We start from the raw sequence: 24,345 nt of genomic DNA on the forward strand, positions 1-24,345 counted from the left end.
GAGCGCTTGCTGGCTTGGTGCTCGTTGTAATGGGAGTAATGGTGCTCACCGGTCGGATGACACTCTTTGCGTCGTGGATGTTGTCGACGTTTCCGGTTCTCGGAAGGCTTGGTTGAGCTTCCTACAGCCAAACTACAGGGAGCGGTCCATGGCTTCATACTCAAATACTGCGTATAAACAGGTTTCATGAACAAATGGGGCTGCCATTTCGTTAACTAATGGTTTTGCATTGCCGAACGATTGAAGCGGCTCATTGTTCTTCAGGACTAGATTAAAAACCGCTTCGCAGTGGAGGATGGTGAACGTTCGCTTTTGTTCAGAGCCCGGAATGTGACCAGGGGTCGCAAAGCGGACATTCAGAATGTATCAAGTTTATGAAAAATTATGGGATTCGAAGCAGCATAATTGAGTACTACAAGGCCAACCGCCCGCGATTCTCGTCTAGTAAGGGTGCTGACGAGTGATACCTACCCGCACAAAGATGACGCTCAGACCTGGCGCAACGACTGATCTCTGGATAGAACTCTGAAGCCCTCTGCTCAACCCAACAAGGATAGGTGCGTATTCCGGCGAACGTGAACACCCATACCGGTTGAACGTGAACACCATTTTTCTTAACGCATCACCCACCGGAGTTTTTACTCCGGGTGTTCACGTTCAGTCAATTTCCTGAAGTCGTTTTCTCATCGATTCCCCCTTCAGAGCCCAGCGATGGGCGTTGTGCATGAGCCGGTCCAGGATGGCGTCAGCCAGGGTGTTATCGCCGATGGCGGCATACCACTGATCCGTAGGCAGTTGGCTGATGATCATGGTTGAGTGCGTGCCGTGACGGTCATCCATGATCTCCATCAGATCGTTTCGGTGTGCCGGTTTTAGGGCTTCGAGTCCCCAGTCATCCAGGATCAGCAGCTTCACTTTGGCCAGCTGGTTCAGCGTCTTCTGGTAGGTGCCGTCAGCTTTGGCCTGAGTCAGTTCCAGCAGTAACCGGGAGATCCGGTAATACCGGGCACTGAGGCCGTTCAGGCAGGCCTGGTGCCCCAGTGCACAACCCAGGTAGGTTTTCCCGCTGCCGCAGGGGCCGGTGATCAACAGGTTCTGGCCACGCTCCAGCCAGTCGGTCTGAGCCAGCTGGGCCACCTGAGCTTTCTTCAGGTTGCGGGGGTGCTGGTAGTCGATGTCCTGGATCGAGGCACGGAGCTTCAAGCGGGCCTGGCGTACCAGGCGGTCCTGTTTCCGGTGCTCTCGGGTCTGGAACTCTCGGTCAAGCAGCAGTTCCAGGCGCTCCGCGAACGGCAGTTCGTCGTAGGTGCCCAGCTGGTTTTGTTGGTGTTCCAGGGCGGCAGCCATGCCGCCTAACTTCAGGTCTTTCAGTCGTGCCAGGGTCTGTGTTGTGCTCATGGGTGATCTCCTAGTGGAAGCTCTTCGGGCCACGGATATTCTCGTGGTGTTGAGGGAGTTCGGCGTTCAGGGACAACTGCTCCGGCAGCTTGTCCCGGTTGCTCCGGAGAATGGCCTTGATGTGCTTCAGCCGGTTCAGACCTTCCCGATTGGCGATGCGGCAGCCGGCATTCAGGCGTTGGCTGGGGTACTCCCGAGTCAGGTTGAGCAACCCGAGACAGACCCGGTAGGCCTGCTCCGGGTGTTCCCCCTCAGCCAGTCGATCACTGACCCAGATCAGCGTGTCTGGCCCGATGTCCCGGGCCCAGTTCTTGAGACGCCCCGGGGTCCACTGCTGCTGTTTTCGATGCCGGGCAAGCATATGACCGGCTTCGGTGGTGGTGCCCGGCCTGTGACGCCGTGGGTGACTTGCCACCTGGCGTTGCCGGAAGTGGACCTGCACCAGATGATCGCTGGCCTGGACTTCCACCTGCTCGCCCACGTACTGGTGCGGTACCGAGTAATGATGCTGGTCGAACTCGATGTGGTAATCGATATTGACCCGGCAACGCCGGATCTCGACGTACTCATAGGGCTGTTTCGGCAAGGGACGCAGGGCTGGCTGATCCAGTGTCTCGAACGCGGTTTGCCGGTTACCCGGGAGCCGCCGGAACGGGCGGCTGTTCAGCTCTTCAAGCAGTGACCGGATGCACTGGTTGGCTTCGGCGAGAGTGAAGAAGGTGTGGTGACGCAACCGGGCCAAGATCCAATTCTCCACGATTTGCACGCCGACCTCCGCCTTCGATTTGTCCTTGGGCTTGTAGGGCCTGGCCGGGAGGATGGCCACCTGATAGTGCTCGGCCAGTTGCTGGTAGCTGGGGTTTAGCTCTGGATCGTACCGACAGGCCTTGCTGACACCGCTGCGCAGGTTGTCCGGCACGACCATCTCCGGAATGCCACCGAAGAACTCAAAGGTACGCACGTGACTGGATAGCCAGTCTCGCAAACTCTGGCTCCAGGTGGCTTCAGCGTAGGTGTAGTTGGAGGCCCCAAGCACCGCCACGAACACCTGAGCGGTGCGTACCTCACCGGTCTGCGGGTTGATGATCGGCACGGTCGGGCCGCAGTAATCCACGAAGCACTTCTCCCCGGCCTTATGGGTCTGGCGCATGGAGCGCTTCTGCTGCTTCAGCCATTGCCGATAACGGTCACAGTACTGGGAGTAGCTGTAACAGCGATTGGGATACTGAGCTGTGTATTCCTCCCACAACAGCTGCTTGGTCATCCCTTTACGCTTGAGTTCCTGATGAACGGTGGCCCAGTCAGGCACCTGGTAGCGAGTCGATGTGGTGGGATCGGCACTGGGATAGAACAGGGCCGCAAGGCGGCCATCGTCCAAATCCTCGGGCAACGGCCAGTTGAGGTTCAGGGCATCGGCCCGGGCTAACAGCTTCTGGATGGCCCCGACACTGGTCTTGGTGCTGGCACTGATCTGCCGGATCGAGAGCCCGGCTTCCAGCCTTAGGCGAAGCACCTCTCTGATTTTACGCATTAGAATTCTCTTTGCTGGCACAACTCCGCTCCCCAGAAAAAGGAGTCAGAGTAGCAAACGGTCTAATAAACAATGCGTTAAGAAGGATTCCGGTTGAACGTGAACACCGTTTCCGGGAATGTGAACGCTGATTCCGGCATCGTGAACACCGATTCCGGAAAATCCGGAAAAGTGTTCACCTTCAATCGGAATGACTGTTCACGTTGAACCAGAATCGGTGTTCACGTTCGTCCGGAATGGGTGTTCATGATGGGCCGTAATATGCAATAGGGGGATGCGTGTCTTACGGGCACTTTATCGTTACAAAATTAGTAATTTACGAACAAAATTGGCCCCACCTGTCGGTGGCCCGACAGGTCCACCCAGCTTGATGGAAACCTATCAGCCTCTTACAGACCTGACAACGACGCGCAGGAAATTAGCCGTCGATCACATCAATTGACACACAGACAAAAGCCTGACTACACTAAATCTTAATTCAGAATTCTATTCTGCACAGCAAAACAATAACCTCAAAAGAGCGCATACATGATGACAACAAAAAATATCATTTTAATTTCTCTTCTTGCCGGGAGCGCAACCACTGCGTGGGCTGCAGAGAATGTCGATCTGCCAGCCACCATCGGAATGACTGCCTATGGCACCAGCTCAGCAGGTTATAGCCAGATGGCTTCTATCGGCAATCTACTACGCAATGAGTACGGCGTATCACTGCGGATCCTGCCTGGCGAGAACGACGTTTCCCGGATGACACCACTTAAAACCGGGCGCGTACCGGTTTGTTCCTGTGGCATTGCCGCTTATTACGCCGCCGAAGGTGTACTGATGTTCTCCGAGGACAACTGGGGGCCGCAGCCGGTTCGGGTAATTACCACATCCATTGCCAGTTTTGGCCTGAGCATTGCTGTAGCCGGCGATATCGGCGTAGAAACCCCCTATGACCTCAAGGGCAAACGCATTTCCTACATTCGTGGTGACGATGCCCTGAACCTCGGCACCGAAGCCATGCTGGCCTTTGGCGACCTCACCTGGGATGACGTGGAGCGGGTAGACTTCCCGGGATACGGCCGTGCCTTTGACGGCATCGTCGCCAATCAAAGCGATACCGCATTTACCGTTTCTGTCGCCGGCGGCCCACAACAGCTTTCCGCCAGTCCGCGCGGTATATCCTGGCTGGAGCTTGATCCTGAAGACACCGAGGGCTGGGAGCGACTGCGCTCCGTAGCTCCCTATTTCCAACCGCACCTGGTTACTTCCGGCGCCGGCATCAGCAAGGATGAGCCGTGGATTGGTTCCAGCTACCCCTACCCCATCATCATCGCCAACGCCGATGCCGATAAAAAACTGGTGGACGGGCTGATTCGTGTCTTCACCGAGGATTACGACAAGTACAAGGACTCCGCACCGGGCAATGCAGGCTATGCGCTGGAGAACCAGAATCTCAACTGGGTCATCCCACTGCATGATGTGGTCGTCGACTACTACAAGGAAATCGGCCACTGGACGGAAGATATGCAACAACACCAGGACATGCTGGTACAGCGTCAGAATATCCTCCTGGACACCTGGGAGAGCTACACCAAGGCCAACCCGCCTGCCGACAAGGAAGCCTTCAAAAAGGGCTGGATGACGGCTCGGGCAGAAGCACTTCAAGCGGCGGGCATGAATCCGGTATTCCGGTAAAACCTGCTGTCCTGGTTGAAACCTGATTCCGGTGTAAAGACGAGGGGTCTGTTACACCGGAGTTCTTTCAGGAGTCTTACTGCATGTCTGAAACACACAACATTGAACCGTCGAAAGAAAACGTCAGCGGCATCCGGCGGCTTTCCGGCGGATGGCCATGGGTCCCCAGGGTTGCAACCCTTGTCCTGACACTGCTGACGATTGACTACCTGTTCAATTTGCAGCTGATCAATATTGTTACCAAAGTGGAAAGCCAGTTTTTCTATGTGGTGGTGGCACTTATGCTACCGCTGGTTTTTCTGCTTTGGCCAATGTCACGCCACGCTTCCCGGAACAAGGTTCCCTGGTACGACATCATCCTGTTCCTTGCCGCCTCGGTTATCTGCGGGTTCTTTGTCTACAACGCGGAAACTATTCTGGATTACGGCTGGGAATACGCGGCACCACAATACGCCGTAGTGTTCAGCTTCCTGTTCTGGGTTACCGTCATCGAAGCCATTCGTCGGGCCGGCGGCCTGCCGATTGCCATGATTGTCGGTGTCGCCAGCCTGTACCCGATATTTGCAGACAAGCTGCCGGGCCCCATCCAGGGATTTCCATCCGCCCCCGACCAGACCGCGATCTACATGGCCATGAGTCGAGAAGGCATCATGGGCGTGCCCTTACAAGCCTTTGCCAACATCGTGATCGGCTTCCTTCTGTTTGGCGTCGCCCTGCAGAAAACCGGCGGCGGTCGTTTCTTTATCAACCTGGCCTTCGCATTGCTGGGCCATGTTCGGGGCGGACCGGCAAAGGTTGCGGTTTTCTCCAGCGGCCTCATGGGATCCATGAGCGGCAGCGTAATCACCAATGTGATGACAACCGGAGTGATGTCAATTCCGGCAATGCGCCGAGTCGGCTTCAGCCGTTCCTACGCAGCCGGCGTAGAAGCCTGCGCTTCTACAGGCGGCGTTCTGATGCCACCGGTTATGGGTGCCACCGCGTTCATCATGGCCGCGTTCCTGAACATTCCCTACGGCACCATTGCACTGGCGGCAGTCGTGCCCTCCGTACTGTATTTCCTCGGCCTGTTTATCCAGATTGATGCCTATGCTGCGCGCAACAAACTTCAGGGCCTGCCGGCCAGCGAATTGCCGTCACTCAGGCAGACATTAAAGGAAGGCTGGTACTTCATCTTCGTGTTTGCCCTGCTGATCTGGATGCTGTTCTTCCTGCGACGAGAGGCCACGGCACCATTCTTTGCAACGGTTCTCTTGCTGGTGATCAACCAGGTACTGCCCTACCAGCGCTGGAAGTGGCAAGACGTGAAGGACTTCTTCGCAGAGTCAGGGAAGCTGTTTGCAGAGCTGATCGCGATCCTCACCGGTGTTGGCTTGCTGGTAGGTGCACTGTCGGTTACCGGGCTGTCAGGCACTATTGCCAATGACCTTATCTACCTTGCCGGTGGCAACACCCTGGTACTGCTTTTGATGGGAGCACTGACCAGCTTTGTGCTCGGCATCGGCATGACAGTTACAGCTGCCTATATTTTCCTGGCGGTTGCGCTCGCACCGGCCCTGATAAACGGCGGCGGCATGGATCCCCTGGCCGTTCACCTGTTCATCCTTTACTGGGGCATGCTCAGTTTCATCACCCCACCGGTTGCCCTGGGCGCCTTTGCCGCTGCAACGGTTGCCGGCTCCAATGCAATGAAAACCGGTGTGGAAGCCATGCGGCTGGGCAGCGTGATCTACTTTATCCCGTTCCTGTTTGTGCTTAATCCGGCGTTGATCTTCCAAGGCACCTGGAGCGAGATTCTCCTGGTGATTGTACAAGCACTGATCGGGGTAACGTTGATAGCATCGGCGATGCAAGGCTGGCTGATCGGGGTAGGCTCTCTGGCAGCAAGCAAGCTGTTGCAATGGCCAATCCGGCTGGGACTCATTGCCGGTGGCATGATCCTTGCCATCCCCGGTGGCGGACCGGTTCCGCTGACCAATCTGGAATTGTCTCTTATTAGTGCTGCGTTGATCATTCCTGCGGTCGTCGCCGCCGCACTGACGCACAAGAAATACGAAAGAAGGGAAAAGGCCCTGGCCTGAGACGGTCCTGCCCGGAGGGTGAGACACCCTCCGGGCAATTCAATTACAAAAAGCCGGAAAGTCTCTGGCGCACAATCCCTTCAGCCTCTTCCATGATTCTGCTGACCAGCTCATCGCATGAAGGGATATCATTAATCAACCCAACAACCATGCCACAACTCCAGGCAGCTTCATCCATCTTGCCTTCCTGCAGCACCAGCTTACCCTTTGCACCTGTGACAAGGTGGCGGATATCGTCAATGGTTTCCTGGTCACCCTTTTCACTCTCAATCCGGATGATTTCCCGCACGGCTGCGTTATCCATCACCCGCTCGGTGTTCTTCAGGTTACGCATGATCAGCCGGGTCTGTAGTTCATTGGCGTCCACAATTGCCTGTTTCACGTTCTCATGAACCGGCGCTTCTTTGGTGGCCAGAAAACGGGTGCCCATATTCATGCCTTCGGCACCCAATGCCATAGCCGCTACCAGGCTCCGGCCATCGGCCATCCCGCCAGATGCAATGAAAGGTATCTTCAGCTCTTCAGCCGCACGAGGCAGCAGGATGAAGTTTGGCACATCATCCTCACCGGGATGGCCGCCGCATTCAAAGCCGTCCACACTGACGGCATCACAACCGATTCGCTCGGCCTTCAAAGCGTGGCGAACAGATGTGCACTTGTGGATAACCTTGATACCCGCAGCCTTCAACTGCTCCATGTACTGCTCGGGGCTGCGGCCGGCGGTTTCAACCGCCTTGACACCGCTGCGGATGATGACGTCAATGTACTCGGGATAAGGCGGCGCGTTGAAGGACGGCAGGAAGGTCAGGTTTACGCCGAAGGGTTTATCCGTCATCTGCTGGCAGCGGGCGATTTCACTGGCGAGATGTTCAGGCGTAGGCTGGGTCAGGGCGGTAATCATGCCCAGACCACCGGCATTGGATACCGCCGATGCCAGTTCGGCAAAGCCTACATTGTGCATGCCACCCTGTACGATCGGGTGTTCGATTCCAAATAATTCCGTAATTCGTGTTTTCACGGCATCACTCTTTTGTTGTTGATAAACATTTCCGGCCCTTAAACGTGAAGGAGCCGCTGCTGCGGCTCCTTCGTTGTCTTGCGATTACAGCTGCAGCGAGCGAACTTCCAGAAACTCCTCAAGCCCCCACTTGCCGAACTCCCGTCCGATACCGGAATGGCCGAAGCCACCAAAGGGAGCCAGCGGGTTAAAGCCGCCACCGTTCACCGTCACCTGTCCGGTCCGGAGTTTTGCGGCAAAAGCCTTTGCCTTTTCCCGATCCGCCGACCAGACCGCTCCAGACAGCCCGTAGGCAGTGCCATTGGCGATACGCAAGGCTTCTGCCTCATCGTTGTAGGGAATCACGCACAGCACCGGGCCGAAAATCTCTTCCTGGGCGATTGTGCTGTTCGGGTCTACATTGCCAAACACGGTTGCCTGTACAAAGTAACCCTTGTCCAGGCCTTCCGGCGCGTCCGGGCCGCCGGCTACCAGGGTGGCGCCTTCCGCAACACCGAGCCGGATGTAATCCACTACCCGGTCCCGCTGCTGCGCGGAGGCCAAGGGGCCCAAACGGGTGGCTTCGTCCAGCGGGTTGCCCGGGGTCATTCTGGCCGCGGCTGCAGCCGCCAGCTTGCACGCCTCGTCATGGCGATCGGCGGGCACCAGCAGCCGGGTCAGGGCGGTGCAGGTTTGTCCGGAGTTGAGCAGGCAGTTGCTCACTGTGCCTTTTACTGCGGCTTCCAGGTCAGCGTCCGATAAAACAACCGATGCCGATTTGCCGCCCATTTCCAGCGCAATTCGCTTGAAGTCATCCGCAGCGGCATGGGCAATGGCATGACCGGTGCGGGTGGAGCCGGTGAATGACAGCATGCGCACATCCGGATGCCGGATCAGGGTTTCACCAACGGTTTGCCCGGCCCCGCATACCATGTTGAACACACCCGCCGGCAGGTCGGTTTCATCCAGAATGTCAGCGAGGATAAAGGCTGCCTGCGGCGCAATCTCAGAGGGCTTCAGCACAACAGTGCAGCCGGCAGCAATCGCGGGTACTACCTTCAGAATGATCTGATGCAGCGGGTAGTTCCAGGGCGTAATACAGCCCACCACACCGACCGGCGCATATTGCACTTCCGAGTTACCAGACTGCTCAACGAACGGAAACTCCGGCAACATATCGGTATAGGTCTTGGTTACAGTTGCCGGCAGGCCAGCCTGGATTGCCGTGGCAAGCTTCAGTGGCATGCCCACTTCCCGGCTGACCGCTTCCGCAATTTCCGGTGCCCTTTGCTTGAGTCCAGCATGCAGCTGGCCAAGCACGTTCACCCTTTGCTCTACAGAACTTTCAGACCAGACCTCAAATGCTGCATGCGCAGCGGCAATTGCCAGCTCCATCTGTCCCGGATCGGACATGGGCACCCGGGCAATCACGTCGCCGGTGGCCGCTTCATGCACATCCGCCATGTCGCCGTTCCAGTCGACCCAGCTACCATTGATGTAGTTCTTGTTCAGAATCTTCATGTTTTTCCCTCAGTCGAAGACAATCACGCCACGCGCGTTCTTGCCCGAGATCATATCGTCAAAGGCCTGAACAGCTTCATCTATGGAGTAAGTCTGGGTGATCAGCTCATCGAGTTTAAGTTTACCCGCACGGTACAAACCCAGAAGTCGCGGAAAATCGTGTTGCGGCCGGGCTGAACCCAGCCAGCTGCCCTTCAGGGTGCGCTCGTCGGCCGGCAGGGTGAGCGTAGTAATCGAGGTTTTGTCTTTCGGGTCAGCAACGCCCACCACGACGGCGGTACCACCGCGCCCGAGAGACTTATAGGCTTGCTCAACCACGGCACCGGCACCAACACACTCAAAGGCGTAATCCACGCCGCCGGTCAGTTTTCTGATGGCCTTGGCGGCATCATCCACTTCGTTGAGGTCAATCGTGTGGGTGGCACCGAATTCCCGCGCCATGGCGAGCTTTTTCGGGTTGTTGTCCACCGCCACAATCATTTCGGCACCGGCGGTTGCGCAGCCCTGAACGGCGTTCAGGCCAACACCGCCAATACCGAATACCGCAGCCCTGGAACCCGGCTCCAGCCCGGCAGTATTAAATACAGCACCCACACCGGTCATCACGGCACAGCCCACCAGCGCGGCATTCTGCAGCGGCACATCTTCGGCAACTTTCACGCAGTTATCCACGTGCAGGGTTGCGTACTCCGCCATCACGCCACAGGCGCCGAACACATTCAGTGGCTCGCCATGACTGTCGCGGGTTCGAACGGTTCCATCGGGCAGTGTGAACATCGCCTTGCGGGCGTTTTCGCACAGCACCGGATGGCCACGCACACACTGGCGGCACTTGCCGCACATTGAGATAAACGAACTAACAACGTGGTCGCCTTCACTGAAGCCTTCCACACCCTCGCCAACTTCAACCACCACACCGGCCGCCTCGTGGCCCAGTACCAATGGCGGTGGATACTGAATCTTTCCGGTGGTGGCTGAAAGGTCGCTGTGGCACACGCCGCAGGCGGCAACCTTGATAGTTATCTCGCCGCGCCTTGGCCCCTCCACAGTAATCTGTTCAATCTGTACAGGCTTACCCCACTCCCGGCAGACCACCGCCTTTGCTTGTCTGTCCATTACCCTGACTCCTGTTGTTTTTGTGTTGATTCAGAGTTGGCGAGGCCGGTCAGAATGCCTCGTCAAACATATCCAGTGCCGTTGAGTCCACCGATTGCAGCAACTCAGCCGTTGCTAGCACGCCCGGCAATTCATACCGGCAAAAATAATCACAGGCGCGTAACTTGCCCTGATAGAAGGACTCAGGCTGATCACCGGCCCCACTGACTCCAGCAAGGGCTTTCAGGGCCTGTCGCAGCCAGAGCCAGCCGACAATTACCTGCCCGAAGGCATCCAGGTACAGAGTGGCATTTGCCAGTGCTTTTTCCTTGTCACCGGAGGCCTTTACCTCATTGATCACCCGGGTAGCTTCAATCATTGCTGACAGGGACCGCTCAAGCAGGCCGGCATTAGAAGCCAGCCGTTCCTGCTTGCGGGCCTCGGCAATAGTGGCTTCAATCCTTCGCACCAGTTCGCGATAATACCGGCCATCGGCCATGGAAACCTTGCGGCCAAGCAGGTCCATGCCCTGAATACCATGGGTACCCTCGTGGATCGGGTTAAGTCGGTTATCCCGGTAGAACTGTTCCACCGGATATTCCCGGGTGTATCCGTAGCCACCATGCACCTGAATTGCCAGGCTGTTAGCTTCGAGACAATAACGGGAGGGCCAGGACTTGATCACCGGCGTGAGCAAGTCGAGCAGCCCGGCGGCAAGCTCGCGCTGCTCGCCAGTTTCCGCAAACTTCTTTTCGTCCACCAAGACCGCACCTTGCAGACAAAGCGCCAGCCCTCCTTCCACATAGGCCTTCTGGGCCAGCAGCATGCGCCGGATATCGGCATGGCGGATCAGAGGCACCTGGGGGCTCTCCGGATCCTTTTCTCCAACCGGACGCCCTTGCTGCCGCTCGCGGGCATACTCAAGCGCATGAAGATAGCCGGTGTAACCCAGCATCACCGAACCCAGACCAACGCCAATCCGGGCTTCGTTCATCATATGGAACATGGCAGCCAGGCCCTCGTGGGGCGCGCCAACCAGATACCCGACCGCCCCCGCTGCCTCACCAAAGTTCAACATGGTAGACGTCGTGCCACGGTATCCCATTTTGTGAATCAGGCCAGCCAGGGCGACATCGTTGCGCCCACCCAAAGAGCCATCTTCGTTAACCAGGACCTTCGGCACCAGAAACAGGGAAATTCCTTTTACGCCGGCCGGGGCCCCAGGTAAACGAGCGAGTACCATATGAATGATGTTCTCGCTCAGCTCGTGATCACCACCGGAGATGTAGATCTTGTTACCAAATAACCTATAACTGCCATCCGCCTGTGGCTCCGCGCGAGTGCGCAGATCTCCCAGAGAGGAACCTGCATGGGGCTCGGTCAGGCACATGGTGCCGAAAAAACGCCCCGCCAGCATCGGCTCGGCGTAGCGGCTTTTCTGCTCGTCGGAGCCATGGGCGAGAATCAGGTTAGCTGCCGCAATAGTCAGCCCGGCGTAGCCCTGAGTCCCTACGTTGGCTCCTTTGAGCATCCCCACACACATCTGGGCAACCGCACTGGGCAGCTGCATGCCACCGCGCTCGTAGTCCTGACTGGCCGCCATCAGACCAGTACTTTTCAGTACGTCCAGCGCCTTGTGAACTTCCGGGCGCATGTGCACACGGCCATTCTCGAAGGTCGGCTCTTCTTCATCCACCAAGCGAGCATGGGGTGCGAACTCCTCTGCGGCAACTTTCAGCGCCAGGTCCAGCGCCGCCTGCAGCGTTTCACGACTATGGTCCTGATAGCGCTCAAATCTGAGCACCTTCTCTACTTCATGAAGTTCATAAAGCTGGAAAGCCAGGTCCCGGGTACTGACGATTTTCTGCTGCATGACGGCGCTCTCCGTTTATACCACTTCGAACAGGCCGGCTGCGCCCTGACCGCCGCCAATGCACATGGTGACCACCACATATTTGGCACCCCGGCGCTTGCCTTCAATCAGGGCATGGCCGGTAAGGCGGGAACCGCTCACACCATAGGGGTGACCCACAGAAATAGAGCCGCCATTCACGTTGAGTTTTTCCATCGGAATACCCAGACGGTCGCGGCAGTAGACCACCTGGGATGCAAAGGCTTCGTTCAGCTCCCACAGGTCAATGTCGTCCATGGTCAGGCCGTTACGGGCAAGCAGGCGTGGAACAGCAAACACCGGGCCGATGCCCATCTCGTCCGGCTCACAGCCTGCAACAGCAAAGCCACGGAAAATGCCCATGGGCTCGATGTTATGCTTTTCGGCATAGGTGCTGTCCATGACCGTACACACAGAGGCGCCATCAGAAAGCTGGCTGGCGTTGCCCGCGGTAACAAACTGGCCCGGGCCACGTACCGCGTCCAGTGACGCCAACCCTTCCAATGTAGTATTCGGGCGGTTGCACTCGTCCCGGTCCAGGGTTACCTGTTTTTCGCTCACTTCACCGGTTTCTTTGTCTTTAACCAGCATAGTGGCGTCAAAAGGTACAATTTCGTCGTCAAACTTGCCGGACTGCTGGGCCGCGGCGGTGCGCTGCTGGGAAACCAGTGCGTACTCATCCTGCGCTTCACGGCTTACGTTGTAACGCTGGGCGACAATATCGGCCGTTTCGATCATCGACAGGTACAGTTCCGGCTTGTTCTTCATCAGCCATTCGTTAGTAGCACGGAAGCCATTAAGTTTGTCGTTCTGAACCAGGGAGATGGACTCTACGCCACCAGCCACGATGGCAGGTACCTTCTCCGAGATCACGCGCTGCGCAGCAATAGCAATGGATTGCAGGCCGGAGCTGCAGAACCGGTTAATTGACAGCCCGGCCGTGGTTACCGGGAGCCCGGCACGAATAGCCGCCAGGCGTGCCATGTTCTTGCCCTGACAACCTTCGTGAAAGGTTGCGCCCAGAATGACATCTTCAACGATGGCAGGGTCGATTCCTGCACGCTCAACGGCGTGCTGGATAACGTGCCCGGCCAGATCAACACTGTGCGTGTTGTTCAGGGCACCACGATAGGACTTGCCAAGGCCGGTACGCGCGGTCGAAACGATGACAGCATCAGACATAAGATGAACTCCTTATAATTATAGATCGCTGAACTTGCGGCCTTCCGCCACCAGCTTCTCGAGCAACGGTGCAGGCTTCCACTGCTCGCCACCCACTGTGTTGTTGTAGTTCTTCACTGCCGCCAGAATATTGTCCAGCCCAACCTGATCTGCCCAGAACATGGGGCCGCCACGATACGCGGGGAAACCATATCCGTAGATCCAGACCACATCGATGTCCAGTGACCGGTCGGCAATGCCTTCTTCCAGGATCTTGGCACCTTCGTTGACCATTACATACATGCAACGCTCAAGGATTTCCTGGTCGGTAACCTCCCGGGCTACGATCCCCTGTTCCGCGCGGAAGCTTTCAATCAGCTGTTCCACTTCCGGGTCGACAACCGGCGCGCGGCTACCTTCCTCATATTTGTATACGCCAGCCTGGGTTTTCTGCCCCAGACGATCCTGCTCAACCAGCTTGTCCATCCAACTGGCCGGCACATCTTCACCGGCGTTACGACGCTCTTCACGAATACGATAACCGACATCAATGCCGGCCAGGTCAGACATCGCAAACTGCCCCATCGGGAAGCCGAGGTCGGTCAGCACTTTGTCCACCTGCTGCGGCGAAGCACCTTCGTTTACAAGCGCCATGGCCTCGGCACCGCGTTTATGAAGCATCCGGTTACCAACGAAGCCGTGACAGTTACCGACCATGACGCCGACTTTGTTAATTTTCTTCGCTACGGCCATCACAGTGGCCTTCACCTCGTCAGACGTCTTGCTGCCACGAACATTTTCCAGCAGCTTCATTACGTTAGCCGGGCTAAAGAAGTGCATACCCACAACGTCTTCGGGACGATGGGTGGCCGAGGCAATTTCATCAATGTCGAGGGTCGAGGTGTTGGACGCCAGAATGGCGCCCGGCTTGCACACTTCATCCAGCTTGGCGAAGATTTCTTTCTTGATAGCCATATTCTCAAATACGGCTTCGATCACCAGATCCACATTACGGAAATCGTCATAGCTCAGGCTGGTTTTGATCAGCGCCATACGCTCTTCCACCTGCTCTGCAGTGAGCTTGCCTTTCTTGGCGGAGTTTTCGTAGTTACGGCGAATTACGGCAAGGCCTCGATCAAGCGCGTCCTGCTTGACCTCAACGATGGTGGCAGGAATGCCCACATTGGCGAAGTTCATGGCAATACCACCACCCATGGTGCCGGCACCGATAATACCCACACTCTTCACCTCACGTACCGGAGTATCCTTGGCCAGGCCTTTGACCTTGGAAACCTCGCGCTCGGCAAAGAACGAATGAATCAGGCCAGCACGCTGCGGCGATTCCATGCATTCCTTGAACAGTTCACGCTCACGCTTCAGGCCCTCGGCAAACGGCAGGGTGAAAGCGGCTTCTACGGCGTCGACACACTTGAAAGGAGAGAACAGGCCACGGGCTTTTTTGGCCAGACCAGCACGGAACTGGTCAAAGACATCGCTGCCCTTGTCAGCTTCAACCTTGTCGGCAATATCACGCACCCTGCGCACCGGAGCACCTTCAGCTGCCAGTTTCCGCGCATAGGCCAGCCCAACCTGGCGAATATCGTCACCGCCTTCAACAGCATCAACAATGCCCAGAGCCAGCGCGTCTCTGGCGCCTACGAAGTTGCCAGACGTAATCATTTCCAGTGCCTTCTGGGCACCCACAAGGCGAGGCAGGCGCTGGGTACCGCCAGCACCGGGCAACAGGCCAAGCTTTACCTCAGGTAAACCTACCTTGGCAGACGGCAGGGCGACCCGGTAATGACAACCCAGGGCCGTTTCCAGCCCGCCACCCAGGGCGGTTCCGTGTATAGCGGCGACAATGGGCTTGTCGCTGGATTCATAGGCATTGATCACATCGGGAAGACCCGGCTCCTGCAAAGGTTTGCCAAATTCACGGATGTCCGCGCCAGCAATGAACGTACGGCCTTCACATACCAGCAGGAGGATGTCTGCTTCTGCATCCTTCTGGCCCTGTTCCAGGGCGGCAACCAGACCGGCACGCACAGCATGGCTCAAGGCATTGACCGGCGGGTAGTTTACGGAAATGACACCAACATTCCCTTCACGGGTATAAGCAACAACCTCTGACATAATCTCCCCTCGCCTTTTATGAAATATGGTTTTATCTAGCGAAATCAATTAACGATTTAATACAAGTTTAGCCCTTATTTCAACCACCGTTTCGGTTCAGGCATAAAAAAACCGCAGACTTTCGTCTGCGGTTAGACTGCTGACGAACCCCGGTTTTTCCGGGGTTCGTTGCGTTTGGGCGCTTTAAATTTAGTTAGCCATGGAGTTAGCCCAATACTCCTGACCAGATTGCCAATACTTCAGCAAAGCCAGTTTCCGGGCCCATTTCCGGATTCGCCTCTGTAACCCAGGCATACCAAGGGATTTGAGCCATAAAAGACGCGCCAGGATCTGCGCAATCTTCTTCATATTCTGGGCTGCGGCGGCCAACAGGCATTGCTCACGCACCTTGGAGATCCCTCGCAAGCGAGCGTAGCGATGACCATGGAGTTGTTTGGCATCGGCAAATGACCGTTCCACCGTTTCTTGTCGTTGTTTGTAGAGCGCTTTACCCCACGGCGTTAATCGGTAACTGTCCGTTCGATCCTTACTGTCTTGCCAGACATGGCGGGTGAGCACTTTGACGTGGTTGGCGCTGCGGGTGCACTGATGCAGTAGCGGGCAGTCTTTGCACTGAGCGGGGTTGGATTTGTACTCCCGGTAGCCCAGGCGGTTGGTGGTGGCATAAATCAGTTGCCGGCCTTGCGGACAGCGATAGCTGTTGGTCTCGGGATCGTAAGTGAAGACCCGTTTAGGGAGATAGCCTTTGGGTTTATTCGGTCGCCGATAGCCCATGACCCCGTAGATACCCCGGTCTTCCAAGCCCTTGCAGATACCGGCGGTGTAGTAACCCGCATCCAGTCCGACGCCCCAGACGTCGAAGCCAAAGCGCTCACATTGTCGATCCAGTCGATCGAGATAGGGACGGCTGTCATGCAGATTGGCTGGCGTGGCGTAGCTGTCGGTGATGATGGCGTTGCGGCCATCGACAGTTCGGTGGTCCAGGTAGAAGAAGCCCTTGGGCTTGCCTTCCCGAACCATGTAACCACTGTCCGGATCGGTGCGGCTGATCTTGGTGTCTTTGGTCTTGGGTGTCTGCTCAGACAGCTTCGTTTTCAAGGGCTTTTTACCCTGAGCCTTGCGATCACCTTCGATGGCGTCTTCCAGGCTGTCCAGGTAGGCCGCCACCTTCTCCTCAGCCTGTTTCAGGTCGTACTTGTTCTTGTTGGCATTCGCCTTGAGATGCGTGCTGTCGGTATAAAGTACTTCGCCACCCACCAGGTCATAGCCCATCGCCTGAAGCACGATCTCATCGAAGATTTCCTGATAGATGCTGCTGTCCTGGAACCGCCGCCGGCGGTTCTGGCTCAGGGTGGAAGCGTCTGGAATCTTGTCAGTCAGGTTGAAGCGCAAGAACCAGCGATACGCCACGTTGACCTGTATCTCCCGCACCAACTGCCGCTCACTGCGAATGCCGAACAGATAGCCCAGAAACAGCATCTTGAACAGCACCACCGGATCGAGCGCCGGCCGACCATTGTTCGAGCAATACAAATGCCGAACCCGATCACGGATGAACTCAAAATCGATGTACTGATCAATCTTGCGAAGAAGGTGGTTGTCGGGGACCAGCGATTCGAGACTGACCATCTCGAGTTCGTGTTGTTGCGGGGACGGCTCTTTGAGCATGGGGCAGCCTCTGAAAAGTCGATACCCCAATTACAACAACCCCCCGCCGCGATGGCGAGGGTTTGTCAGCAGTCTGACCGCAGACTTTCGTCTGCGGTTTTTTTATGCCTTTCTGTCTGATCCGGCCGGCTACCGGCAGCCTGGCCTAGACACCGAGCGATTCAATATCCCGGGCTAACATAGCCAGCTGGTGAGCATAGGAGTCGCGCAACTTGTCGCCAGGCACCAGGTACGACGGCGCCGCACAGGTCAGAACCATCGTAGTGCCATCCTGCAGGTGGATAGGTACACCGGCGGAGTTAATGTTCCGATCCCAGTCTCCCAGCGACAGGCAGAAACCGTGCTCCCGGTAATCTTCCATGGCCTGGTCCAGGCCTTCTTTAATTTCCGGCCATTTTTCACCGTACTTCTTCGCCATGGCATCGTCGATCAGCTTGCGGGCCGGGTCGCTGATCGCGCAGTAATAGGCGCGCCCTGCAGAGGTTGTCGACATAGGCAGCTTCAGGCCAATATCCATCCGCAGGAGGGTTGCTTCAGGCGGCAGCCGGTTTTCTACATAAATCATGTGCAAGCGGTCGCGACAAGTCAGACCAACCGACATGTTGGTTTGCCGGGCGAACTCGTCCATGTAGGGCTTGGCCAGCTGACGCACCTTCAGGTTTGATACATAGGCGTAACCCAGAGCCAGCACGCCGGAACTAAGCTGATACTTTTCCAGCTGCTGGTTGTAGCCCAGATAACCCAGCTTGGTCAGCGTATAGGTCATGCGCGAAACGGTGGGCTTGGGAAGGCCGGTAATTCTGGCAATGTCCTGGTTGCCGAGAATGACAGACCCCTGACTGAACGCGCGCAGAACATCCAGCCCCCGGGACAATGCCTCCACAAACTTGCGATCCTTACCCGGCTGAACCGGCTCACCATCACCGGATGCCACTTGCAACTCCGGTGAGTTGTCCTGCTGTTTTTTTGCCATAACTTGCCTATTTCCTGAACTGCGTTGCCTGTCACGGATAGCCTGAAGAACCGTGGGCGTGAAAATTGGACATATTCTAGTCTATGAGAAACTCAAGAACCACAATCTGCCATCAAATTTCATGCCAGATTCGAAACACTGGCATTACCCGATGCCACGAAATAACCATGAAGGAAACCCGGGCAACCTTTACCATAGTATAGCGATACTTTATTCTGCAATGCGGAACAAAGTCATATGCACGACAACAAACACTACTCAGGAGCATGTATGAAGGTACTTTTTGTAGCGGGCGATCCCAAACCAGAGCGCTGGACCGTACCTATCAAACAACTGCTACCAGAAGCAGACATTTATGTCTGGGATCCGGACGGCCCGGCGATAAATGCAGACTACGCCATCGTATGGCAGCCACCGGCACAACTGTTCGAGCGTGAGACCCACCTGAAGGCCGTTTTCAACCTGGGCGCCGGTATCGACGGATTGCTGAAAGTGCCCAACCTGCCGGCAGACCTTACCGTGGTAAGACTGGAAGATGCCGGCATGTCAGTACAGATGGCCGAGCATGTACTGCACCAGATACTGGAAGTCAGCCGGCAGATGGAGCTGTACCGGGAGCAGCAACGCCAGCGCCTGTGGAAGATACACCGCCCCATCAGCCGGAAAGAGTGGCCCATCGGCATTATGGGGCTAGGGCACATCGGCAAGCGTGTGGCCAGCACACTGGCAAGCCTGGACTATACGGTAAACGGCTGGGCCAGGAGTGAGCACACGGTAGAAGGCGTGCGCACCTTCGCAGGCAACGGGCAACTCGGAGAGTTTCTGGGGACAACGCGAGTGTTGGTTAACACCCTGCCACTGACCAGCGAAACCGAAAACATCCTCAACTACGACCTGTTCAGCCAGCTCCAGCCGGGTGCGGTGCTGATCAACGTCGGCCGGGGGGAGCACCTCGTGGAAGAAGACCTGCTCAGAGCCCTGAATGAGGAGAAACTGCAGCGGGCCTCCCTGGATGTGTTCCGCAAGGAACCTTTGCCGGCTGGCCACCCGTTCTGGGAGCGAACCGACATCACAATCACGCCGCACATTTCGGCGCGAACTCTTCGGGATGCCACCCTGGAGCAGATCACCGGGAAAATCCGGGACCACGCCAGCGGGCGAGCCATCACAGGAATAGTCGACATAACCCGCGGCTACTAACCCGCAAGCCGATTCTGCCGGTCAGCCCGGGGCCGGCAGAATCACCGCAAACACCGCCAGCAATAACAGCAACAGCGGCACCACCAGCAAGACAAAAACACCGTTCCACTGAAAGGCCACTACGTTGCGGGAAACCTGACCAAACCGTGACAGCAACATCACCGACGGCCCGAACGGCGACACCATCATTGCCAGTGAGAAACCAATAACCAGGCCAATTGCCACCAGCATCGGGTCAGCGCCGCTAGCTACCAGTTGCGCAAGCATGCCGGACTGAACGCTGAGCACGGTAATCGGAATCACGCCCGCCATGGAAAACAATGGCATGATTAACAAGCCAGCAGCTGCAATCAGGTAACTGCCCCACCCGCTCACCACAAGCCCGTCAAACAGATCTGCAGGCACCACAGTGGCAATCGACACCCCCAGCATGGCCGACCCGGCAAAGATCGCCATCTCGTTGGACATTACTGCCAACTGGCCCACCCCCTCTGCCACCGTGGCCCCCGGAGAGCGCTCCTGCCACAACATATAGGCCAGGGTAACCGCTGGAACCGCCAGCATAGCCGCCACCGAAACTTTCACTCCCGCCAGCGCCACCAGCAACCCCATACAGGCAAACACCACCAGGACCAGTACGACTAACTTACCGGTTCCGGCGGGCCAGCCGTCCAGGGCAACCCGCTCACTGCTGATTTCCCTGAACCGCTGCCTTTCCAGCACCCAGCCAACCACAATCATCAGTAACGCTGCGACAAAACCAAAAGGCAAAAGCGAAGACCAGCTCAGCTGCGGCAGCTCCCGGGTCAGAATGGCGACCGCCACACTGGTTGGCGCCACCAACGGCACCAGCGCAAATCCCCGCAAGGCGCTGATCAGCACACTCCTGAGCCACTGCAGCCGCGCCGCGCCCTCAATGCCCCGCTCTTTGAGACTGTCCGCCAGGGTGCCGCATAAAAGGCTCATCATCCCGAAGCTGAGTACCGAGGCAATACCGCAGCTCACCGCCGCATACTTTGGGTATAAAAGGGATACCCGACCCCCGAGCAGCACATCGTGGATACGCCTGAGGACTTCAAAGCGGCGCACCAGGCACTGCATCATCCCCAGGCTGCCCAAAAACGCCGAATAGAACGCTGCATCCGACAACGCATCAAGGGCACCGTCCATTCCGAGACGGCCGGTCACAAACAAACCAGCACTAAACGTGAGGGAAAGCAGGAACAACGTCCTTGCATAGACCTGAAGGCGCATCGCGCCCAGAACAAACACCAGGATGAATACCAGCCCGGCAGAGGCGCTAAGGGCTTTGCTCTGCAGACAAATCGCGACAAGCTCCATGACCACGGCACAAGCCAGCAGCCAGCGAAGAGTTCCATTCATAAACCAGTCAGCCACCAATGATGAACAATTCTTGCAATTGAGATAGACCCAGATTAGTCTTTTCCAATATCATTTACAAAACTATATTCCGCAGTTCGGAATTACCTAACCATAATCGATACGGCAATTCTTATGAACGCATACATCTATGATGGCTTGAGAACACCATTTGGGCGGCATGCAGGCGCCCTGGCCAAGGTTCGCCCCGACGACCTGCTGGCCGAGGTCATTCGCGCACTCATTGAGCGCAACGCCTTTGCTCCGGATAATTATGAAGACGTGATTGCCGGCTGCACCAACCAGGCCGGTGAAGATGCCCGCAACCTGGCGCGGCACGCCGGACTGCTGGCAGGCTTGCCGGTTGAAACCGGTGGCCAGACCGTTAACAGGCTGTGCGGCTCAGGCCTTGCCGCCATCATCGATGCTGCCCGCGCTATCCGTTGTGGCGAAGGTGAGCTGTTTGTAGCCGGTGGTGCCGAGACCATGAGCCGCGCGCCGTTTGTGCTGGCCAAGTCCGAATCACCTTACAGTCGTGAATTCCGGGCCTTTGACAGCACCATTGGCGCGCGCTTCCCGAACCCACTGATCGAACGTCAGTTCGGTTCTGACACCATGCCTGAAACCGCAGACAACATTGCGCGCGAACTTAACCTGTGCCGACTGGAAGTGGATCGCTTTGCCGCGCAAAGTCAGGCCCGTTACGAGGCGGCCCGCCAGGAAGGCTTCTTCAAGGACGAGATCCTGCCCATTTCGGTGCCTCAGGGGCGCAAGCAACCGCCACTGACCGTGCAGGACGACGAGCATCCAAGGCCTACATCCAACCTCGAGGCGCTTTCCAATCTTCGCTCGCTGGCTGAAGATGGCGTGGTTACTGCCGGCAACGCCTCCGGCGTGAACGATGGCGCTGCCGCCCTGATTATCGGCTCCGAAGAAGCCGGCAAGCGGGCTGGCATCCAGCCCCGCGCACGTATCGTATCGGCTGCCATCGCCGGCGTTGCGCCCAATGTAATGGGCTACGGCCCGGTTCCGGCAAGCCAGAAAGCCCTTGCCCGAGCAGGCCTGACACTAAAAGACATGGATGTAATCGAGATCAACGAGGCGTTCGCCGCCCAGGTTCTCGGTTGCACCACCAAACTCGGAATCGATCCTTCCGATTCCAGACTCAACCCGAACGGCGGTGCCATCGCCGTGGGGCACCCTCTTGGCGCTTCCGGCGCCCGGATTGCCCTGACGGCGGTACGCCAACTCGAACGTACCGGTGGCCGTTACGCTCTGATCAGCATGTGCATTGGTGTAGGCCAGGGCATTGCTGCTGTAATTGAACGGGTTTCCAACTAACTTTTCAGGAGAACAACAATGGCTTCCGCACCTTGGGACGACCTGCTGAACTTTGAATCACAACTGGACGAAACCGAGCGTCAGGTACGCGACAGCATTCGCAGCTTCTGCGATAACCGTCTGATGCCCGGCATCGTCGAGGCAAACCGCCACGAAAAATTCGACCGCAGCATCTTCACCGAAATGGGTGAACTGGGCATGCTGGGTGCCACCCTGCCGGAAGAGTACGGCGGTCCCGGCCTGAACCACGTATGCTACGGCCTGATCGCACGGGAAGTTGAGCGGGTCGACTCCGCCTACCGCTCCGCGCTGAGCGTACAGTCTTCACTGGTGATGTACCCGATCTTCTCTTACGGCAAAGAAGAGCTGAAAAAGCGTATTCTGCCGAAACTGGCCTCTGGCGAGTTTGTTGGCTGCTTCGGCCTGACCGAACCCAACCACGGGTCTGACCCCGGCGGCATGGAAACCCGAGCCAAGAAAGTCGATGGCGGCTACCTGCTGAGCGGCTCCAAGACCTGGATCACAAACTCCCCGATTGCCGACGTTTGCGTGGTCTGGGCCAAGCTGGACGGCGTGGTAAACGGCTTTGTGATCGAGCGCGAAGGCGCCACGGGCCTGGAAACCCCGAAGATTGAGGGCAAGTTCTCGCTGCGCGCCTCCGACACCGGTTCTATCTTTATGGACGAAGTCTTCGTTCCTGAAGAAAACCGCCTGGAAGTTGAAGGCCTGAAAGGCCCGCTGAGCTGCCTGACCAAGGCTCGCTACGGCATCAGCTGGGGCGCCCTGGGTGCTGCGGAATTCTGCTGGCATGCAGCCCGCAACTACACCCTGGAGCGTAAGCAGTTTGGCAAGCCCCTGGCCGCCAACCAGCTGATCCAGAAGAAGCTGGTAGACATGCAGACTGAAATCACCCTTGGACTGCAATCTGTGCTGCAGCTGGGCCGCATGATGGATGCCGGCATTGCCACCCCGGATTCCGTTTCCCTTCTGAAGCGTAACAACTGTGGCAAGGCCCTGGACATCGCCCGCGTAGCCCGCGATATGCACGGCGGCAATGGTATCGCTGATGAATACCACGTTATCCGCCACGTTATGAACCTGGAAGCAGTTAACACCTACGAAGGCACCCACGACGTCCACGCCCTGATTCTGGGCCGTGGCCAGACTGGCATCCAGGCCTTCAGCTGATCCTTTCAGGAACAGTGTAAGCAAAGAACCCCTCCGCGGAGGGGTTTTTTAATGCCTGACATCCGGCAACGAGTTTCAGGCAGGCCCAAAAAAGCCCCGGTGTGCAGCGCACCCGGGGCAAGCGATGAAATACCTGATATTCGTTTTAACTCAACGGAAATCGCTGATCAGAATGACAGCTTGGCGGAAGCCATTACCTGCTCATACTGCTGGCTGCCGCTGCCTGCAATCTCGCCAAAGTCCCAGTAGGCATACTCAAGACCCAGAGTCAGGTTCTTATGAGCGGACCACAGCAGGTTAGCGTGGACTGAGGTGGAGGAGTCGAAATAGCTGAGCGTGCCCCCAGGAGAGAATTCCAGATCGTCCACAATCTCGGTATGGGAAACCGTCAGGTTACTTCTCCAGGTTGAATTCCAGAAGTGGCGGTAAGCAGCAGTGACCCCGTAGGTATTCAGCGGCTCAACCTTTCCGGCCGCCTGCTCGGCCCGGTCCACATCCGGGTAGGTGAACAGCCCCATGTAACGGCCAAGCGCTCCATAGCTGTACTGCAGACGCAGGTCATCACGGCCAAACGTAGGAATACGGGCACTCAGAGATACAGCACCGGCTGCCTTGGTGTCCTCCGCAGCATCATCTTCCAGATGGCGCAACAGGGCCGCAACAGAGTAGATACCGTAGTTGCCGCGAGTCTGATAGCGCGCTACGAGATCCGGATAGGACTGATCGCCATAGGATTCAGAGCCAAAACCATCTTCCGGGTTTTCGAGGGCGACCATCAACTTGCCACCCGGAGCGGACATGTTATAGCGGAGCATCGGCTGTCGGGTATAGATAAAGGCAGCCTGTTTACCTTGGTCCAGAATCTCTGGCAATGCAGCCAGATCGGTAAAGGTTGTGAAGGTCTGGCCAAAATCCCAACCATTCCAGGAGCCATACGCCTGCCGCATGCGCGGATTATAGCTGTTTCCTGAATCCGTGACTTCAACGAGCTGAACTCACGCCCAAAGCCTGCAATAACAAGGCTTGGAGCGATATAATAGCATCTGACATCCATTCACCCAGTCAGTGCTTTCGGCTCATGCGTACCTTCACTCTCCAGCAATC

Annotated in this window: 16 protein-coding genes and 2 pseudogenes; 6 read left to right on the top strand and 12 right to left on the bottom strand. The window is 57.0% G+C overall.

Annotated elements, in window-relative coordinates:
- Nucleotides 1-116: pseudogene (locus JIF53_RS19670) on the top strand (cytochrome c biogenesis protein CcdA); the annotation flags it as partial.
- 541 nt (nt 117-657) lie between these two features.
- Here the strand turns inward: JIF53_RS19670 and istB are convergent.
- Entirely contained in the window at nt 658-1,398 is a 741-nt protein-coding gene (gene istB / locus JIF53_RS16630; protein WP_199453430.1) for an IS21-like element helper ATPase IstB, read from the bottom strand.
- A 10-nt stretch (nt 1,399-1,408) separates the two neighbouring features.
- Nucleotides 1,409-2,950 (bottom strand): IS21 family transposase, encoded by a 1,542-nt coding sequence (gene istA / locus JIF53_RS16635; RefSeq protein WP_199453432.1) that lies wholly within the window; start codon nt 2,948-2,950, stop codon nt 1,409-1,411.
- A 507-nt stretch (nt 2,951-3,457) separates the two neighbouring features.
- Between istA and JIF53_RS16640 the strand changes: the two genes are divergently transcribed.
- Both JIF53_RS16640 and JIF53_RS16645 read left to right on the top strand, forming a co-directional pair.
- Nucleotides 3,458-4,612 carry a TAXI family TRAP transporter solute-binding subunit gene (locus JIF53_RS16640; RefSeq protein ID WP_058091199.1) on the top strand — a complete coding sequence of 385 codons (1,155 nt, stop codon included), beginning with the start codon at nt 3,458-3,460 and terminating at the stop codon, nt 4,610-4,612.
- Nucleotides 4,613-4,695: 83 nt separating this feature from the next.
- Nucleotides 4,696-6,693 (top strand): TRAP transporter permease, encoded by a 1,998-nt coding sequence (locus JIF53_RS16645; protein ID WP_199453434.1) that lies wholly within the window; start codon nt 4,696-4,698, stop codon nt 6,691-6,693.
- A 43-nt stretch (nt 6,694-6,736) separates the two neighbouring features.
- Here the strand turns inward: JIF53_RS16645 and JIF53_RS16650 are convergent, their stop codons facing one another.
- The 8 genes from JIF53_RS16650 to JIF53_RS16685 form a co-directional block, all read right to left on the bottom strand.
- The gene (locus JIF53_RS16650; protein ID WP_199453436.1) at nt 6,737-7,711 is read right to left on the bottom strand and encodes an NAD(P)H-dependent flavin oxidoreductase; all 975 of its coding nucleotides are present in this window, start codon (nt 7,709-7,711) and stop codon (nt 6,737-6,739) included.
- An 84-nt stretch (nt 7,712-7,795) separates the two neighbouring features.
- Complete coding sequence (locus JIF53_RS16655) at nt 7,796-9,211, bottom strand: aldehyde dehydrogenase family protein (RefSeq protein WP_199453438.1); 1,416 nt, start codon at nt 9,209-9,211, stop codon at nt 7,796-7,798.
- A gap of 9 nt (nt 9,212-9,220) precedes the next feature.
- Nucleotides 9,221-10,327, bottom strand: a complete 1,107-nt coding sequence (locus JIF53_RS16660) for a zinc-binding dehydrogenase (protein ID WP_199453440.1) — start codon at nt 10,325-10,327, stop codon at nt 9,221-9,223.
- A gap of 49 nt (nt 10,328-10,376) precedes the next feature.
- Nucleotides 10,377-12,179 carry an acyl-CoA dehydrogenase gene (locus tag JIF53_RS16665; RefSeq protein WP_199453442.1) on the bottom strand — a complete coding sequence of 601 codons (1,803 nt, stop codon included), beginning with the start codon at nt 12,177-12,179 and terminating at the stop codon, nt 10,377-10,379.
- Between the two features lie 15 nt (nt 12,180-12,194).
- Entirely contained in the window at nt 12,195-13,379 is a 1,185-nt protein-coding gene (locus JIF53_RS16670; RefSeq protein ID WP_199453444.1) for an acetyl-CoA C-acyltransferase, read from the bottom strand.
- 18 nt (nt 13,380-13,397) lie between these two features.
- Nucleotides 13,398-15,491, bottom strand: coding sequence for a 3-hydroxyacyl-CoA dehydrogenase NAD-binding domain-containing protein (locus tag JIF53_RS16675; RefSeq protein WP_199453446.1), 2,094 nt, complete (start codon nt 15,489-15,491; stop codon nt 13,398-13,400).
- 189 nt (nt 15,492-15,680) lie between these two features.
- Nucleotides 15,681-17,159, bottom strand: coding sequence for an IS1182 family transposase (locus tag JIF53_RS16680; RefSeq protein WP_199453448.1), 1,479 nt, complete (start codon nt 17,157-17,159; stop codon nt 15,681-15,683).
- 145 nt (nt 17,160-17,304) lie between these two features.
- Entirely contained in the window at nt 17,305-18,132 is an 828-nt protein-coding gene (locus tag JIF53_RS16685) for an IclR family transcriptional regulator (RefSeq protein ID WP_199453450.1), read from the bottom strand.
- Nucleotides 18,133-18,402: 270 nt separating this feature from the next.
- Between JIF53_RS16685 and JIF53_RS16690 the strand changes: the two genes are divergently transcribed.
- On the top strand, nt 18,403-19,332 hold the full coding sequence (locus tag JIF53_RS16690) for a 2-hydroxyacid dehydrogenase (protein WP_199453452.1): 930 nt from the start codon (nt 18,403-18,405) through the stop codon (nt 19,330-19,332).
- A 21-nt stretch (nt 19,333-19,353) separates the two neighbouring features.
- Here JIF53_RS16690 and JIF53_RS16695 read toward each other — a convergent pair whose 3' ends face one another.
- Nucleotides 19,354-20,715: a hypothetical protein gene (locus JIF53_RS16695; protein WP_199453454.1), complete on the bottom strand. Its 1,362-nt coding sequence runs from the start codon at nt 20,713-20,715 to the stop codon at nt 19,354-19,356.
- A 132-nt stretch (nt 20,716-20,847) separates the two neighbouring features.
- On the opposite strand from JIF53_RS16695, the gene JIF53_RS16700 reads away from it, so the two are divergent.
- Both JIF53_RS16700 and JIF53_RS16705 read left to right on the top strand, forming a co-directional pair.
- Entirely contained in the window at nt 20,848-22,053 is a 1,206-nt protein-coding gene (locus JIF53_RS16700; RefSeq protein WP_199453456.1) for a 3-oxoadipyl-CoA thiolase, read from the top strand.
- Nucleotides 22,054-22,071: 18 nt separating this feature from the next.
- Nucleotides 22,072-23,241: an acyl-CoA dehydrogenase gene (locus JIF53_RS16705; RefSeq protein ID WP_058342387.1), complete on the top strand. Its 1,170-nt coding sequence runs from the start codon at nt 22,072-22,074 to the stop codon at nt 23,239-23,241.
- A 167-nt stretch (nt 23,242-23,408) separates the two neighbouring features.
- Here JIF53_RS16705 and JIF53_RS16710 read toward each other — a convergent pair.
- Nucleotides 23,409-24,203: pseudogene (locus JIF53_RS16710) on the bottom strand (DcaP family trimeric outer membrane transporter); the annotation flags it as partial.
- Nucleotides 24,204-24,345: the final 142 nt, after the last annotated feature.

The sequence above is a fragment of the Marinobacter sp. bablab_jr008 genome (assembly GCF_016464145.1).
Lineage (GTDB): Bacteria > Pseudomonadota > Gammaproteobacteria > Pseudomonadales > Oleiphilaceae > Marinobacter > Marinobacter nauticus.